The sequence below is a fragment of the Curtobacterium sp. MCLR17_039 genome (genome assembly GCF_003234745.1).
In the GTDB taxonomy this organism is placed as follows: Bacteria; Actinomycetota; Actinomycetes; order Actinomycetales; family Microbacteriaceae; genus Curtobacterium; species Curtobacterium flaccumfaciens.
The window spans coordinates 349,685-364,288 of sequence record NZ_QKTF01000002.1 but is presented as its reverse complement, the minus strand read 5'-3'; the positions used below and the strand labels follow the sequence as shown (position 1 = coordinate 364,288).

At 69.6% G+C, this 14,604-nt stretch carries 16 protein-coding genes; 6 read left to right on the top strand and 10 right to left on the bottom strand.

All coding sequences use genetic code 11. The features are described from left to right. Nucleotides 1-228 precede the first annotated feature (228 nt). The 3 genes from DEJ00_RS03610 to glgA form a co-directional block, all read right to left on the bottom strand. Nucleotides 229-477: a type B 50S ribosomal protein L31 gene (locus tag DEJ00_RS03610; protein WP_017887280.1), complete on the bottom strand. Its 249-nt coding sequence runs from the start codon at nt 475-477 to the stop codon at nt 229-231. A 102-nt stretch (nt 478-579) separates the two neighbouring features. Continuing rightward, on the bottom strand, nt 580-1,362 hold the full coding sequence (locus tag DEJ00_RS03605; RefSeq protein ID WP_017887279.1) for an ABC transporter ATP-binding protein: 783 nt from the start codon (nt 1,360-1,362) through the stop codon (nt 580-582). Nucleotides 1,363-1,371: 9 nt separating this feature from the next. Beyond that, a complete protein-coding gene (gene glgA, locus DEJ00_RS03600) occupies nt 1,372-2,571 on the bottom strand; it encodes a glycogen synthase (RefSeq protein ID WP_027465670.1) in 1,200 nt (399 codons plus the stop codon). A gap of 47 nt (nt 2,572-2,618) precedes the next feature. Here glgA and DEJ00_RS03595 point away from each other — a divergent pair, with 47 nt between their 5' ends. Further along, the gene (locus DEJ00_RS03595) at nt 2,619-3,860 is read left to right on the top strand and encodes a glucose-1-phosphate adenylyltransferase (protein ID WP_027465671.1); all 1,242 of its coding nucleotides are present in this window, start codon (nt 2,619-2,621) and stop codon (nt 3,858-3,860) included. 279 nt (nt 3,861-4,139) lie between these two features. Next, nucleotides 4,140-4,778 (top strand): phosphoserine phosphatase SerB, encoded by a 639-nt coding sequence (serB, locus tag DEJ00_RS03590; protein WP_111056424.1) that lies wholly within the window; start codon nt 4,140-4,142, stop codon nt 4,776-4,778. A 12-nt stretch (nt 4,779-4,790) separates the two neighbouring features. On the opposite strand, the gene fabG is transcribed toward serB, so the two are convergent. Beyond that, entirely contained in the window at nt 4,791-5,504 is a 714-nt protein-coding gene (gene fabG / locus DEJ00_RS03585; protein ID WP_027465673.1) for a 3-oxoacyl-ACP reductase FabG, read from the bottom strand. Nucleotides 5,505-5,668: 164 nt separating this feature from the next. On the opposite strand from fabG, the gene DEJ00_RS03580 reads away from it, so the two are divergent. The 3 genes from DEJ00_RS03580 to DEJ00_RS03570 are packed head-to-tail and all read left to right on the top strand — an operon-like array spanning nt 5,669 to nt 7,361. Beyond that, nucleotides 5,669-6,091, top strand: coding sequence for a DUF3099 domain-containing protein (locus tag DEJ00_RS03580; RefSeq protein WP_051596733.1), 423 nt, complete (start codon nt 5,669-5,671; stop codon nt 6,089-6,091). Next, nucleotides 6,091-6,399: a hypothetical protein gene (locus DEJ00_RS03575; RefSeq protein WP_375537587.1), complete on the top strand. Its 309-nt coding sequence runs from the start codon at nt 6,091-6,093 to the stop codon at nt 6,397-6,399. Before DEJ00_RS03580 ends, DEJ00_RS03575 begins: the two co-directional genes overlap by 1 nt. Beyond that, a complete protein-coding gene (locus DEJ00_RS03570) occupies nt 6,396-7,361 on the top strand; it encodes an SURF1 family protein (protein WP_083404129.1) in 966 nt (321 codons plus the stop codon). Before DEJ00_RS03575 ends, DEJ00_RS03570 begins: the two co-directional genes overlap by 4 nt. Before the next feature lie 217 nt (nt 7,362-7,578). Here DEJ00_RS03570 and DEJ00_RS03565 read toward each other — a convergent pair whose 3' ends face one another. Continuing rightward, nucleotides 7,579-9,177: an ABC-F family ATP-binding cassette domain-containing protein gene (locus tag DEJ00_RS03565; RefSeq protein WP_027465675.1), complete on the bottom strand. Its 1,599-nt coding sequence runs from the start codon at nt 9,175-9,177 to the stop codon at nt 7,579-7,581. A gap of 115 nt (nt 9,178-9,292) precedes the next feature. Between DEJ00_RS03565 and DEJ00_RS03560 the strand changes: the two genes are divergently transcribed. Continuing rightward, on the top strand, nt 9,293-9,892 hold the full coding sequence (locus DEJ00_RS03560) for a biotin transporter BioY (protein WP_111056423.1): 600 nt from the start codon (nt 9,293-9,295) through the stop codon (nt 9,890-9,892). Between the two features lie 378 nt (nt 9,893-10,270). Here the strand turns inward: DEJ00_RS03560 and DEJ00_RS03555 are convergent, their stop codons facing one another. From DEJ00_RS03555 to sufB, 5 genes are read right to left on the bottom strand one after another with little or no spacing between them, the layout of a single operon-like run. Beyond that, entirely contained in the window at nt 10,271-10,600 is a 330-nt protein-coding gene (locus tag DEJ00_RS03555) for a metal-sulfur cluster assembly factor (RefSeq protein ID WP_017887270.1), read from the bottom strand. Further along, nucleotides 10,600-11,373, bottom strand: coding sequence for a Fe-S cluster assembly ATPase SufC (sufC, locus tag DEJ00_RS03550; protein WP_111056422.1), 774 nt, complete (start codon nt 11,371-11,373; stop codon nt 10,600-10,602). Before sufC ends, DEJ00_RS03555 begins: the two co-directional genes overlap by 1 nt. A gap of 57 nt (nt 11,374-11,430) precedes the next feature. After that, entirely contained in the window at nt 11,431-11,757 is a 327-nt protein-coding gene (locus DEJ00_RS03545) for a non-heme iron oxygenase ferredoxin subunit (protein ID WP_372445448.1), read from the bottom strand. Next, the gene (gene sufD, locus DEJ00_RS03540) at nt 11,757-13,052 is read right to left on the bottom strand and encodes a Fe-S cluster assembly protein SufD (RefSeq protein ID WP_258373517.1); all 1,296 of its coding nucleotides are present in this window, start codon (nt 13,050-13,052) and stop codon (nt 11,757-11,759) included. The genes DEJ00_RS03545 and sufD overlap by 1 nt, the downstream gene beginning before the upstream one ends. Continuing rightward, entirely contained in the window at nt 13,053-14,471 is a 1,419-nt protein-coding gene (gene sufB / locus DEJ00_RS03535) for a Fe-S cluster assembly protein SufB (protein WP_027465678.1), read from the bottom strand. Nucleotides 14,472-14,604 lie beyond the last annotated feature (133 nt).

Genomic DNA, 14,604 nt, shown 5'->3' with positions numbered 1-14,604 from the left:
CCCACCCGAACCTAACCCCCACCCCCCGCTGCCCCCCCCCCAAACGCCCCCTACCCCCCCACACCCCCCCCCCCCCCCGCAAGACACCGGTGTTCGCGCGCCGAACACCCGCAGAACGCGGCGTGATGCGCGAACACCGGTGTCTTGCGTCCAGGGCCCACGACCGCACAACGCGAACGGGCGGCCCTCCCGGAGGAGGACCGCCCGTTGGCGTTGTGCGGGGGCTGCTTACTTGCTGAAGCCCTTGAAGCGCTGGTTGAACTTCTCGACGCGACCGGCCGAGTCGAGGATGCGCTGCTTGCCCGTGTAGAACGGGTGCGAAGCGGACGAGATCTCGACGTCGATGACCGGGTAGGTCGCACCGTCGAGCTCGATGGTCTTGTCGCTGTTCGCGGTCGAACGCGTCAGGAACGTCTCACCGGAGGCCAGGTCGCGGAAGACGATGGCGCGGTACTCGGGGTGGGTGTCGGTCTTCATGGAGATTCCTCGATAGCGGTGATGGGATTGCGCGAACTGCGCGGGAAGTCGTCGGCTTGCGCCAGCCGTCCACGATACCAGAGAGACGGCGGGATCGCAGCGCTACGCGGCGCGTGCCGTGTAGCGACCGGCGTCCTTGGTGACCGAGAGGTCGATGCCGAACGCCTCGGTCAGGGTCTGGTCCGTCAGGACCTCGTCGATGGGGCCGGCGGCCTGCACGTGGCCGTCGGCGAGGACGAGCGCGTGGGTGAACCCGGCCGGGATCTCCTCGACGTGGTGGGTCACGATGACGATGGCCGGCGAGTCCGCACTCTGGGCGTAGCCACCGAGGGTGCGGACGAGGCTCTCGCGGGCACCGAGGTCGAGCGAAGCGGCCGGTTCGTCGAGGAACAGGATCTCCGGGTCGGTCATCACGGCACGGGCGATCTGCACGCGCTTCTGCTCGCCGTCGCTGAGGTCGCCGAACGTGCGGTCGGTGAAGGACCCCAGGCCCCACTCCTCGAGCACGCGCTGCGCACGGCGGACGTCGAGCTCCTCGTACTCCTCGTTCCAGCGACCCGTCACCGAGTACGCCGCCGTGAGCACGACGTCGATGACCTTCTCGGTCACCGGGATGCGACGTGCCAGCGCGGTCGACGCGAAGCCGATGCGCGGGCGGAGCTCGAACAGGTCGGCGCCGCCGAGCTCGGTCCCGAGCACCTCGACGTCGCCCGAGGTCGGGAACGTCTGGGCGCCGGCGACCTGCAGCAGCGTGGTCTTGCCGGCACCGTTCGCGCCGAGCACGACCCAGCGTTCGTCGTCCTGCACCTCCCACGAGATCGCGTCGAGGATGGTGGCCCCGTTGCGGACCACGGAGACGTCTGACAAGCGCACGACCGAGGGCATGCGACCAGCCTACGGGTTCTGGCCGAGCACCTGGTCGTAGACCTGCCGTGTCCTGGTGGCGATCGCGTCCCAGGTGAACTCGGTCTCGACACGGAGCCGTCCGGCGCGTCCCATGAGCTTCGCCAGCCCCTCGTCGGCGAGCACCTCGGTGAGGGTCGCGGCGAGGTCGGCCACGAAGCGGTCGGGGTCGGTCGGGGTGCCGGTGCCGTCCTGCACCTGGTCGATCGGGACGATGCGGCCGGTGAGCCCGTCGGCGACGACCTCGGGGATGCCGCCGGTGCCGGTGCCGACGACCGGGATGCCGCACGCCATCGCCTCGAGGTTCACGATGCCGAGCGGCTCGTAGACCGACGGGCACACGAACACGGTGCCCGAGGACAGCACGTTCACGATCTCCTGGTGCGCGAGCATCCGGTCGATCCAGACGACGCCCTCGCGGTCGGCCCGGAGCCCGTCGACGAGCTCGGTGACCTCGGCCAGGATCTCGGGGGTGTCCGGCGCGCCGGCGCACAGCACGATCTGCACGTCCGACGGCAGCGACGCCACGGCACGGAGCAGGTACGGCAGGCCCTTCTGCCGGGTGATGCGTCCGACGAACACGACGCTCGGGCGCGTCGGGTCGATGCCGAGGGCGCGCACGGCGTCCTCGTCGACGGTCGGCTTCCACGCGTCGATGTCGATGCCGTTGTAGACGACGTGGACCTTCGCCGGGTCGATCGACGGGTACGAGCGCAGGATGTCCGCACGCATGGCCTTCGAGACCGCGATGACGCCGTCGGCGTGTTCGAACGCCTCGCGCTCCATCCAGCTGGACAGGCGGTAGCCGCCGCCGAGCTGCTCGGCCTTCCACGGGCGGAGCGGCTCGAGGCTGTGGGCGGTGACGATGTGGGGGATGCCGTAGGTCAGCTGCGCGATCCGGCCAGCGGAGTTCGCGTACCAGGTGTGCGAGTGCACGAGGTCGGCACCCTCGACGTCGGCCGCGATGGCCACGTCGGTGCCGAGGGCCTGCAGCGCGCCGTTCGCCTGGCCGAGGCCGTCCGGGGTCCGGTAGCCCCACACGTCGGGTTCGTCACGGAAGGCCCCGAAGGCCCGGACACGGACTTCCGTGTCCGTCCCCGACCGCAACGCGGCGGTGAGTTCGGACACGTGGACACCCGCTCCGCCGTAGACCTCCGGCGGATACTCCCTGGTCAGCAGATCGACTCGCACTGGTTCAACGTAACCGGTTCCCAGTGCTGACGCCTACTGTGAGCGGCATGGCACCAAAGAAGGTCTTCGGCATCGTGCTCGCCGGCGGCGAGGGCAAACGACTCATGCCGCTCACGGCCGATCGCGCGAAGCCCGCCGTCCCGTTCGGCGGCAACTTCCGTCTCATCGACTTCGCACTGTCGAACCTGGTCAACTCCGGTCTGCAGAAGATCGTCGTCCTGACCCAGTACAAGTCGCACAGTCTCGACCGGCACGTCGCGGAGACGTGGCGCATGGAGGGGCTGCTCGGCTCCTACGTCGCGTCCGTCCCCGCGCAGCAGCGGCTCGGCAAGCGCTGGTTCGCCGGCTCGGCCGACGCGATCCTGCAGTCGCTCAACCTGCTGCGCGACGAACGCCCCGACATCGTCGTCGTCGTCGGTGCTGACCACGTGTACCGGATGGACTTCCACCAGATGGTCGAGGCGCACATCGCCTCCGGCCGCAGTGCCACGGTGGCGGCGATCCGTCAGCCGATCGGGCTCGCCGACCAGTTCGGCGTGATCCAGGTGGCCGACGACGACCCGACGAAGATCGAGGCGTTCCTCGAGAAGCCGAAGGACGCCGTCGGGCTGGCCGACTCCCCCGGCGAGATCCTGGCCTCGATGGGCAACTACGTGTTCAACGCGGACGCCCTCGTCGACGCGGTCCTGCGCGACGGCCAGCTCGAGACCTCGGCCCACGACATGGGCGGTGACATCGTCCCCGACTTCGTGGACCGCGGCGACGCCGGCGTGTACGACCTGCAGCGCAACGAGGTCCCCGGTTCCACCGACCGCGACAAGTACTACTGGCGCGACGTGGGCACCATCGACTCGTTCTTCGACGCCCACATGGACCTCATCGCGCCGGTGCCGGTCTTCAACCTGTACAACCAGGACTGGCCGATCTTCAACCAGCAGACGAACCTGCCGCCGGCGAAGTTCGTCCGCGACGCGAACGGGAACACCGGGTCCACGGTGGACTCGCTCGTGTCCCTCGGTTGCCTGGTGTCGGGTGCGCAGGTCGAGCGCAGCATGATCGGCCCCTGGTGCTCGATCGACTCCGGCGCGAAGGTCCTCGACTCGATCGTGTTCGAGCGCGCCACCATCGGCGCCGGGGCGGTCGTCAACCGCGCCATCCTCGACAAGGACGTCGTCCTCGCGCCCGGTGCGCAGGTCGGCGTCGACCGAGAGGCCGACGAGGCACGCGGGTTCACCGTCACCGAGTCGGGCATCACCGTGGTCGGCAAGGGCGTCCGCGTCGACGCCTGATCCGTCACCGAGTCGGGGCTCCGCCCATGGGTCGGCAAGGGCGTCCGCGTCGACGCCTGATCCGTCACCGAGTCGGGGCTCCGCCCATGGGTCGGCAAGGGCGTCCGCGTCGACGCCTGATCCGTCACCGAGTCGGGACTCCGCCCATGGGTCGGCAAGGGCGTCCGCGTCGACGCGTAGGGAAGCAGACCCCCGGGGCCCAGCCCCGGACGGACGGCCTGGAGGCACGGCTCGCGTCACGGACGCGGCCGTGCCTCCGTCAGTCGGTACCGTTGGTGCGTGCCCCGCTTCCTCGTCGTCCTCGATGCCGATTCCACCCTCCTCGAGGACGAGGTGATCGAACTGCTCGCCGACAGCGCCGGGACCCGGCCACAGGTGGCGGCGATCACGGAGCGCGCCATGCGCGGGGAACTCGACTTCGCCGAGAGCCTCCGGGAGCGTGTCGCGACCCTGGCGGGCCTCCAGGCAGACGTCTTCGTCCGCGCACAGCAGGCGGTCCGTGTGACGCGGGGCGCCGACCAGCTCGTCCGCGGGGTGCACGCCGCCGGCGGCACCGTCGGCGTGGTGTCCGGCGGCTTCCACGAGGTGCTCGACCCGTTCGCCGAGCAGCTCGGTCTCGACCACTGCCGGGCGAACCGCCTCGAGGTCACCGACGGCGTGCTCACCGGCCGCGTGCTCGGCGACGTGGTCGACGCACACGCCAAGGCCGTCGCGCTCCGCGAGTGGGCGGACGCGGACGGGGTCGACCCGGCACGGACGATCGCGGTCGGCGACGGCGCGAACGACCTCGAGATGATGCGCGTCGCTGCGCTGTCGGTCGCGTTCGACGCGAAGCCGCGCGTGCGGGAGCAGGCGGACGTCGCGGTCGTCGACCGTGACCTGTCCGCTGTGCTCGCGACGCTCGGCCTGCGCGGCTGATCAGTCCGAGGGCTAGTGGCCCATCCCGAGGCCGCCGTCGACGGGGATGATCGCACCGGAGACGTACCCGGCACCGTCGCTCGCCAGGAACAGCGTGGCGTCGGCGACGTCGTCGACCGTGCCGTAGCGGGCGGCCGGGATCGCCTTCTTGAACTCGGCCTGCAGCTCGTCGGAGAGCGCGGCGGTCATGTCCGTCTGGATGAAGCCGGGCGCGACGACGTTGGCGGTGATGCCGCGCGAGCCGAGCTCACGCGTGATCGACCGGGCCATGCCGACCAGGGCGGCCTTCGAGGACGCGTAGTTGACCTGGCCGATCTGGCCGTAGGCGCCCACGACGCTCGACATCAGCACGATGCGGCCGAACTTGGCCTTCATCATGCCCTTCGTGGCGCGCTTGACGACGCGGAAGGTGCCCGTGAGGTTCGTGTCGACCACGCTGGTGAAGTCGTCCTCGGACATGCGGAGGAGCAGCTGGTCGTTCGTGATGCCGGCGTTCGCGACGAGGACCTCGATCGGACCGAGCTCGGCCTCGACCTGCGTGAACGCGGCGTCGACGGAGGCCGTGTCGGTGATGTCGGCCTGCACCGTCAGCGCACCCTCGGGACCACCCTGACCGCTGCGCGACGTCACGGCGACCCGGTGGCCGGCGGCGACGAACCGCTCGGCCAGCGCGTGGCCGATGCCGCGGTTGCCGCCGGTGATGAGGACGGTACGGGGGGTGCTCATGGTCGCTCCGTTCGGTGGGGTCTGCTCGGCACGCGGTGCCGGGGACCCGGCGGACACGCCCGGACGAGCGTACCGGAGCGGACCACCCGCCGGTTCGCGCGCGGCGCACCCACGATCGGTCCGGCGGGATTAGGCTTGACCACGGGTAGACGGAGACCATCTGTATGAAGAGCACGCACACGAGCATCACGTCGCTGCCGGACACACCGGAGCAGGACCGGGCGCACCGCCTGTCCCGCTACGTCTGGCAGATGGCCATCCGAGTGGTCCTCTTCATCTCCGCGGTGCTCGTGTACTCGATCTGGCACTCGTGGCTGGCGGTCATCCCGATCGTCCTGGCCGCGGTGATCCCCTGGGTCGCCGTCGTCATCGCGAACGCCGGCAGCCGGACCGAGAGCGACATGATCTCCCCCGCCGGGTCCATCGAGCTCTACGACGCCGTCGACCCGCGTCTCCGCGAACAGCAGGAGGACGCCCGGGCCCAGGCCTACCGCGACGAGCAGGACCGCCTCCGCCAGCAGGCGCAGCACGCGCAGGACGAGTGGCAGCGCAACGGCGACCGATCGAAGATGTGGGGACCCCGCTGATGGGTGCGACGTTCGACCTGCAGACCGAACCCGGTTCCACCCCGGTCTGCTCCCGCGCCGGCTGCGTGTCGACTGCCGGGTGGCGTGTGAACTGGCGCAACCCCCGGATCCACGCGATCGACCGCGTGAAGATCTGGGCCGCGTGCGACGAGCACCGCGACTTCCTCGCCGACTACCTGCGCTCCCGCTCGTTCCCGGTGCGCGTCACCGGCATGCACGAGGACGTCGACCACCTCGACGACGAGCGCGAGTCGACCGCGGCGCCGAAGAACGACGTCGGGGTGCGCTCCACCGGCACCTCGCGATGACCGACGGCTTCGACCCGCAGTCCCGGTACGGCCGCAAGCACGCCGCCAAGCTGCAGCGCGCGTCCGCCGAGTCGGGTGCCGCGGCGCAGCAGCACGACCCCCGCGAACCGTTCGTCGGCTGGCGCTTCGTCCGGAGCCGCCGCTGGCTCGGCTACTTCGCGATCGCCGTCGCCTTCGCCGTCGTCTGCGCGCTGTTCGGCATGTGGCAGTGGGACCGCCGCAACGAGGCCGTCCGGCAGAACGAGCAGGTCGCGCAGAACTACGACCACACCCCCGTCCCCCTCGACCGGGCGCTGCCGAAGGCCTCGAGCTGGCAGGACGAGCAGGAGTGGCTCCGGGTCTCCGTGACCGGCCGCTACGACGTCGACGCGCAGCTGCTCGTGCGCAACCGCGTACACAACGGGCAGCCCGGGTTCGAGGTCTTGACACCCCTGGTCACGTCCGAGGGCCGCGCCTTCATCGTCGACCGCGGGTGGGTGCCGACCGGCAACGCCCAGGACGCGCCCGACCACGTGCCCGCTCCCCCGTCCGGCGAGGTCACCGCGATCGTCCGCCTGCAGCAGAGCGAACCGCGCATCCCCGGCCGCTCCGACCCGAAGGACACCGACCAGGTGCAGTCGGTCACGCTGGCCGACGTGGCGAACAAGGTCGACGACCCGATCTGGACCGGTGCGTACGGGCAACTCGCATCCGAGTCCCCCGCCCCGACCGAGGCCCGCCCGCTCGGCTGGGAGCGTCCGACCGCCGACACCGGGCTGCACCTGAGCTACTTCATCCAGTGGTTCCTGTTCGCCGCCGGCGGCTTCGGTTTCCTGGCGTACGTGATGGTGCAGGAGTACCGGAACCTCAACCAGGACGACCCCGAGGAGCGCGAGCGCGCCCTCGAGCGCGAACGCCGCAAGAACGCGAAGCCGAAGACCGACGCCGAGATCGAAGACGAGCTCATCGCGTCACGTCGCTGACGCGCTGGTGCTGTTCCGCAAGACGCCGTCGTCATCGCAACACGCCGCCGAACACGGCGGCGTCGCGCCGCTTTCGGGGCGTCTCGCCGACGCGACGGGGTCTGACGTGTCCGCGAACGCGACCCCACAGCGGACGGGAAGCCCGTGGCGGCGTCGCCACGGGCCTCCCGTCCGCCTGTCCCCACGGCGAGTGCGCAAGACACCGTCTCGCAGGCAGCTACGCGAGCTCGATGAGCTCCGCGTAGTCCTTGTTCCAGTGGTCCTCGGTGCCGTCCGGCAGCAGCAGCACACGCTCGGGGTTGAGCGCCTCGACCGCGCCGGCGTCGTGGGACACCAGGACGACCGCGCCCTCGAAGCCGGCGAGGGCATTGAGGATCTCCTCGCGCGACGCCGGGTCCAGGTTGTTCGTCGGCTCGTCGAGCAGCAGGACGTTCGCGCCGGAGACCACGATCATCGCGAGCGACAGACGCGTCTTCTCACCACCGGACAGGACTCCGGCCTTCTTGTAGCCGTCGTCGCCGGTGAACAGGAACGACCCGAGCACCCGACGGGCCTCGGTCTCGTTGAGGTCGGTCGACGCCGACACCATGTTCTCGATCACGGTGCGGTTGATGTCGATGTTCTCGTGCTCCTGCGCGTAGTAACCGATGCGCAGACCGTGGCCGGGCTGGATCTCACCCGTGTCCGGCTGGTCCGCACCCGCCAGGATGCGCAGCAGCGTCGTCTTGCCCGCACCGTTGAAACCGAGGATGACCACGCGCGAACCGCGGTCGATCGCCAGGTCGACACCCGCGAAGATCTCGAGCGACCCGTAGGACTTCGACAGCCCCTCGGCCATCAGCGGGGTGCGGCCGCAGGGCGCCGGGGTGGGGAAGCGGATCTTCGCGACCCGGTCGGCGACGCGCTCGTCCTCCAAACCGGCGAGCAGCTTGTCGGCACGCGCGACCATCTGGTGGGCTGCCGCGGCCTTCGACGCCTTGGCGCCGAACCGGGCGGCCTGGTCCTTGAGCGTGGCGGCCTTCTTCTCGGCGCCCGCGCGCTCCTTGCGGCGGCGCTCCTCGTCGGCGACGCGCTGCCGCTGGTACAGCTTCCAGCCCATGTTGTAGATGTCGATGGTCTGGCGGTTGGCGTCCAGGTAGAAGACGCGGTTCACGACCTCGTCGACGAGCTCGACGTCGTGGGAGATGATGATGACGCCACCGGGGTAGGTCTTCAGGTGCTCGCGGAGCCACACGACGGAGTCGGCGTCGAGGTGGTTGGTCGGCTCGTCGAGGATCATCGTCTCGGCGTCCGAGAACAGGATCCGGGCGAGCTCGATGCGCCGCCGCTGACCACCCGAGAGCGTCTTGAGCTGCTGGTCGAGGATGCGGTCCGGCAGCTTCAGGTTCGACGCGATCGAGGCAGCCTCGGCCTCGGCCGCGTAGCCACCGAGCGCGTTGAACTGGTCGTCGAGGCGGCTGTAGCGCCGCATCGCCTTCTCGGCCACGGCCGCGTCGTCGCTCGCCATGTCGAGGGTCGCGAGGCGGATGCCCTCCACGAGCTCGCCGAGCCCGCGGGCGTCGAGGATGCGCTTCCGCGCGGTCTCCTCCGGGTCGCCGGAGCGGGGGTCCTGCGGCAGGTAGCCGATCTCCCCACCGCGCTCGATCTTGCCGCCGGTGGGCTGCGTCTCGCCCGCGAGGGCCTTGGTCATCGTCGTCTTCCCCGCGCCGTTGCGGCCGACGAGTCCGATCTTGTCGCCCTTCTCGACACGGAAGGACACGTCTTCCATGAGGAGACGAGCTCCGACGCGGATCTCGAGTTCGTGCACGGCAAGCACAGTGGACGTCCAATCAGTTGGTGGGTTTGCACAACGGTGTGTGCGTGAGGTGCACCGCTACGCTGACGGGACCGATGGTTCCGAACGGAACCAGCAGTCCATTCTAGGAGAATCCATGACGAACGCCACCGGGTTCGCTCCCCGCGCAGTCCTCGCCGACCGTCTGCGCACGCACGGGCTGGCCACCGACGCCGCCCTCGTCGCCGGCGGAGCCCTGTTCACCGCCGCGATGGCGCAGCTCGAGGTCCCGATGTGGCCGGTCCCGATCACCGGGCAGACGCTCGCCGTCGTGCTCGTCGGCGCGACCCTCGGCGCACGTCGCGGCATGCTCTCGCTGCTCGTCTACGCCGTCGCCGGACTCGCGGGTGCACCGTTCTTCGCCGACATGCAGGGCGGCCTGCAGGCCCTGGCCCTGCCGAGCTTCGGGTACGTCATCGGCTTCATCCCGGCCGCCGGGCTCGTCGGCTGGCTCGCGCGCCGCAACTGGGACCGCAACGTCGGTCGCGCGGCGGTCGCGATGCTGCTCGCGAGTGCCATCCCGTTCGTGACCGGCCTGCCGTACCTGGCCGTGGCGCTCGGCCAGCTCGGTGCCCCGAACGACGTCCAGTCGGTGCTCGCCGCCGGCCTGTACCCGTTCATCGTCGGTGGCGTCGCCAAGGCGTTCATCGCCGCCGGCATCCTGCCGCTCGCGTGGAAGGCCGTCGGCCGCCGCTGACGTCTCGCACGAGAACGGCCCCGCACCGATCGGTGCGGGGCCGTTCTGCGTTCGGTGCGGGGATGAACTGTCGGTGCGGGGACGTGCCGGGGCGTCGGTCGGTGCGGGGCCATGCAGGCGCGTCGGTGCGGGGACGTTCTGCGTCCGCTGCGGGGACGTGCCGGGGCGTCGGTCGGTCACGACTCCCCGCCGGCCTGACACCGAGTGGTCGCTTTCCGTCGTCTGGAGCACCGTCAGCCGACAGCACGTGACCACGCGGCGAACGTGAGCGGGCGGTCACGACCGATCGGCGGCGCGCCCCGCGCGTGGCATGCGCACAGACAGACGGGAGGCGGGGTGCCAGCTGGCACCGCGCCTCCCGTCCGTGGTGGGTCGCGACTAGATCGCGAACCCGAGGGCGCGCATCATCTCGCGTCCGTCGTCGGTGATCCGTTCCGGACCCCACGGCGGCATCCAGACCCAGTTGATCCGGAAGGCGTCCACGATGCCGTCGAGGGCGTTCGCGGTGTCACCCTCGATGACGTCGGTCAGGGGGCAGCCCGCGCTGGTGAGCGTCATGCTGATGACGAGCGCGTTGGCGTCGTCGTCCCAGGCGAGGTCGTAGATCAGGCCGAGGTCGACGATGTTCACGCCGAGCTCCGGGTCCTGGACCTCCTTCAGGCCCTCGACGACCTCGTCGAACTTGTCGGGAGCGAGTGCGGCGATCATCAGGCCTGCGCCTCGGCGGCAGCGGCCTGCACGTAGCGGTCGTAGCCCTCGTTCTCGAGGCGGTCGGCGAGCTCGGGGCCGCCCTGCTCCGCGACCTTGCCGGCGACGAACACGTGCACGAAGTCCGGCTTGATGTAGCGGAGGATGCGCGTGTAGTGCGTGATGAGCAGCACACCGAGGCCGGTCGCGGCCTTGGCGCGGTTGACGCCCTCGGAGACGATCTTCAGCGCGTCGACGTCGAGGCCGGAGTCGGTCTCGTCGAGGACGGCGAACTTCGGCTTGAGGAGCTCGAGCTGCATGATCTCGTGGCGCTTCTTCTCGCCGCCGGAGAAGCCCTCGTTGACGTTGCGCTCGGCGAACGACGAGTCCATCTTCAGGTCGGCCATCGACTGGCGGAGTTCCCTGATCCAGCCACGGAGCGCCGGAGCCTCACCGTCGATCGCCGTCTTGGCGGTGCGGAGGAAGTTCGACACCGTCACGCCGGGGATCTCGACCGGGTACTGCATCGCCAGGAACATGCCGGCACGGGCGCGCTCGTCGACGCTCATCGCGAGGACGTCCTCGCCGTCGAGGGTGATCGTGCCACCGACGACGTTGTACCGGGGGTGCCCGGCGATCGTGTACGCCAGGGTGGACTTGCCGGAGCCGTTCGGCCCCATGATCGCGTGGATCTCGCCCTCGTTGATGGTGAGGTCGACACCCTTCAGGATCTCCTTGGTGCCCTGATCGGTGTCGATCGAGACCTTGAGGTCACGGATTTCCAGAGTGGACATTGCGTTCCTTCGGTTGCAGCTGTGGTGCGGCGTCAGCCGCGGGAAGTGTTGGTGTGCTCAGTCGACCGGGACGACGTCCTGCACGTCGACGTAGACGTCGCCGTCGCGGACCTCGACCCGGAAGACCGGGACGGGCTCGTAGGCCGGGAAGTTCTGCGGCTTGCCGCTGGTCAGCGAGAAGCGGGACCCGTGGGCCCAGCACTCCAGCGAGTCACCCTCGACGAAGCCCTCGGCCAGCGAGATGTCGCCGTGCGTGCAGGTGTCGCCGATGGCGTGGACCGTGCCGGACGAGTCCTTCACGATCGCGACCGCCGTGCCGCCGACGACCACCCGCATCGGGCTGTCCACCGCGATGTCGGCTTCGGCGCAGACCTTCTCGGCCATCAGGCGCTGGCCTCCGCGCCGTCGGACTGCGCGGCGCCCGCTTCGGCCGGTGCGGCGATGACCGAGCGGCCCTCGGCCAGCTCCTGCTCGACCGCGGCGATGAGGCGCTCCTCGAGCTCGGGAGCACCGATCTTCTGGATGACCTCGACCAGGAAGCCGAGCACGACGAGGCGCCGGGCTTCTACTTCCGGGACGCCGCGGGACTGCAGGTAGAACAGCTGCTCGTCGTCGAAGCGACCGGTCGCACTCGCGTGTCCGGCGCCCTCGATGTTGCCCGTCTCGATCTCGAGGTTCGGGATGCTGTCGGCGCGGGTGCCGTCCGTCAGCACGAGGTTGCGGTTCTGCTCGTACGAGTCGGTGCCGTCGCCGGCGCGGCCGATCAGGACGTCACCGATCCAGACGGTGTGCGCGCCCTGGCCCTGCAGCGCGCCCTTGTAGTTGACCCGACCGCGCGTGTTGGGCGCGTCGTGGTTCACGTAGACCTGCTGCTCGATGTACTGGCCGGCGTCGGCGAAGTACACGCCGTACATCTCGGTGTCGGCGCCCTGCGCACCGAGGTGCGTCGAGGGGTTGACCCGGATGACGTCGCCGCCGAGCGAGACCACGACGTGCTTGAGGAACGCGTCACGACCGACCTCGGCGAAGTGCGTCGCGACGTGCACGGCGTCGTCGTCCCAGTCCTGCAGGCTGACGACGGTCAGTCGCGAGTTCTGCTGCGCGACGATCTCGACGTTCTCGCTGAGCAGGGCGCCGCCGCGGTTGTCGAGCACGACGATGCCCTGCGCGTTCGGCTCGGCCGTGATGACCGTGTGCGCGGCGCGGGGCTGCGACCCGAAGTCGGAGCGGGTCACGGTGATGAACTCGTGTGCCTCGGTGGCCTTGATCGTGATCGCCAGCACGGCGTCGCGCGCGGTCCAGGCCGCAGCCGAGGCGCGATCTTCGGGCAGCCCGGCGGAGCCGACGCGGGGGTCGTCGCTGCGACCCCACTCGACGTCGGCACCCTCGGACTGGCGGGCGAGGTACGGGTAGGCGGATCCGTCGAGTCCGCCGTCCAGAAGCGGCTGGAGCTTGGCGAGCGGCGCGAACTTCCAGTTGACCTCTCGGCCGGTGACCTTCGGGAACGCCTCGACGTCGCCGGACTGGAACCGCTCGGAGCGGGTCTGGACCGGCACCTTCTTGTCGGGGGCGTCCCAGCCGCCGTCGGAGTGGGCTCCGGCGCCGTGCTGGGCGCCGCCCTGCGCTGCGGCAGCGGGCTCGATCGGCTGGTCGATGTGGGGAGGGGTGGTGCTGGACATCTAGCCGACGGATCCTTCCATGCTCATCTCGATGAGCTTGTTGAGTTCGAGTGCGTACTCCATCGGGAGTTCGCGGGCGATCGGCTCGATGAAGCCACGGACGATCATCGCCATCGCCTCGTCCTCGGCCATGCCGCGGGACATGAGGTAGAAGAGCTGCTCCTCGCTGACACGCGAGACCGTGGCCTCGTGCCCCAGCTGCACGTCGTCGACACGGATGTCGATCGCCGGGTAGGTGTCGCTCCGGCTGATCGTGTCGACCAGCAGGGCGTCGCAGCGCACGGTGTTGGCGGCGTGGTGCGCGGCCGGGTCGACCCGGACCTCACCGCGGTAGCCCGCACGACCGCCACCACGGGCGATCGACTTCGAGACGATCGACGACGTCGTGTACGGCGCCATGTGGATCATCTTCGCGCCGGCGTCCTGGTGCTGACCGGGGCCCGCGAAGGCGACGGAGAGCGTCTCGCCCTTGGCGTGCTCGCCGGCGAGGTAGATCGACGGGTACTTCATCGTGACCTTGGACCCGATGTTGCCGTCGATCCACTCCATCGTCGCGCCCTCGTGTGCGATCGCACGCTTGGTGACGAGGTTGTAGACGTTGTTCGACCAGTTCTGGATCGTCGTGTACCGAACGCGGGCGTTCTTCTTCACGATGATCTCGACGACGGCCGAGTGCAGCGAGTCGGACTTGTAGATCGGGGCGGTGCAGCCCTCGATGTAGTGGACGTACGAGTCCTCGTCCGCGATGATCAGCGTCCGCTCGAACTGGCCCATGTTCTCGGTGTTGATCCGGAAGTAGGCCTGCAGCGGGATCTCGACGTGGACGCCCTTGGGGACGTAGACGAACGAGCCACCGGACCAGACGGCTGTGTTCAGCGCGGCGAACTTGTTGTCGCCGGCCGGGATCACGGTGCCGAAGTACTCCTCGAACAGCTCCGGGTGCTCACGGAGCGCCGTGTCGGTGTCCATGAAGATGACGCCCTGCTGCTCCAGGTCCTCGCGGATCTGGTGGTAGACGACCTCGGACTCGTACTGCGCGGCGACACCGGCGACGAGGCGCTGGCGCTCGGCCTCGGGGATGCCGAGCTTCTCGTAGGTCGCACGGATGTCCTCGGGGAGGTCTTCCCACGACTGCGCCTGCTTCTCGGTGGAGCGCACGAAGTACTTGATGTTGTCGAAGTCGATGCCCGTCAGGTCGGCACCCCACGTCGGCATCGGCTTGCGGCCGAAGAGCGACAGCCCCTTGAGGCGGTTCTTCAGCATCCACTCGGGCTCGTTCTTGAGGTTCGAGATGTCGGTGACGACCTCTTCCGAGATCCCACGACGGGCGGAGGACCCTGCCGAGTCGGAGTCGGACCAGCCGAACTCGTATTGGCCGAGCCCTTCGAGCTCGGGACGGTCGATGAGCACGTCGGACATGGTCTCCTCGTTTCCTTCTCGCGGGACAGCGTTACAGGTGTGAACCCGTGGCGTCTGGACGCCATTCCACCGCGGACCGCTGACATGCGGACCCGGTGCTGCTCCCTCGCAACGACAATGGTTCCACGCAGTC

What these genes read in the sequence shown, in the direction of transcription:
- fabG (WP_027465673.1), bottom strand. Translation starts at nt 5,504, where the DNA reads ATGAGCACCCCCCGTACCGTCCTCATCACCGGCGGCAACCGCGGCATC.
- DEJ00_RS03570 (WP_083404129.1), top strand. Translation starts at nt 6,396, where the DNA reads ATGACCGACGGCTTCGACCCGCAGTCCCGGTACGGCCGCAAGCACGCC.
- DEJ00_RS03575 (WP_375537587.1), top strand. Translation starts at nt 6,091, where the DNA reads ATGGGTGCGACGTTCGACCTGCAGACCGAACCCGGTTCCACCCCGGTC.
- sufD (WP_258373517.1), bottom strand. Translation starts at nt 13,052, where the DNA reads ATGTCCAGCACCACCCCTCCCCACATCGACCAGCCGATCGAGCCCGCT.
- DEJ00_RS03595 (WP_027465671.1), top strand. Translation starts at nt 2,619, where the DNA reads ATGGCACCAAAGAAGGTCTTCGGCATCGTGCTCGCCGGCGGCGAGGGC.
- DEJ00_RS03555 (WP_017887270.1), bottom strand. Translation starts at nt 10,600, where the DNA reads ATGATCGCCGCACTCGCTCCCGACAAGTTCGACGAGGTCGTCGAGGGC.
- sufC (WP_111056422.1), bottom strand. Translation starts at nt 11,373, where the DNA reads ATGTCCACTCTGGAAATCCGTGACCTCAAGGTCTCGATCGACACCGAT.
- DEJ00_RS03560 (WP_111056423.1), top strand. Translation starts at nt 9,293, where the DNA reads ATGACGAACGCCACCGGGTTCGCTCCCCGCGCAGTCCTCGCCGACCGT.
- DEJ00_RS03545 (WP_372445448.1), bottom strand. Translation starts at nt 11,757, where the DNA reads ATGGCCGAGAAGGTCTGCGCCGAAGCCGACATCGCGGTGGACAGCCCG.
- DEJ00_RS03610 (WP_017887280.1), bottom strand. Translation starts at nt 477, where the DNA reads ATGAAGACCGACACCCACCCCGAGTACCGCGCCATCGTCTTCCGCGAC.
- DEJ00_RS03580 (WP_051596733.1), top strand. Translation starts at nt 5,669, where the DNA reads ATGAAGAGCACGCACACGAGCATCACGTCGCTGCCGGACACACCGGAG.
- DEJ00_RS03605 (WP_017887279.1), bottom strand. Translation starts at nt 1,362, where the DNA reads ATGCCCTCGGTCGTGCGCTTGTCAGACGTCTCCGTGGTCCGCAACGGG.
- sufB (WP_027465678.1), bottom strand. Translation starts at nt 14,471, where the DNA reads ATGTCCGACGTGCTCATCGACCGTCCCGAGCTCGAAGGGCTCGGCCAA.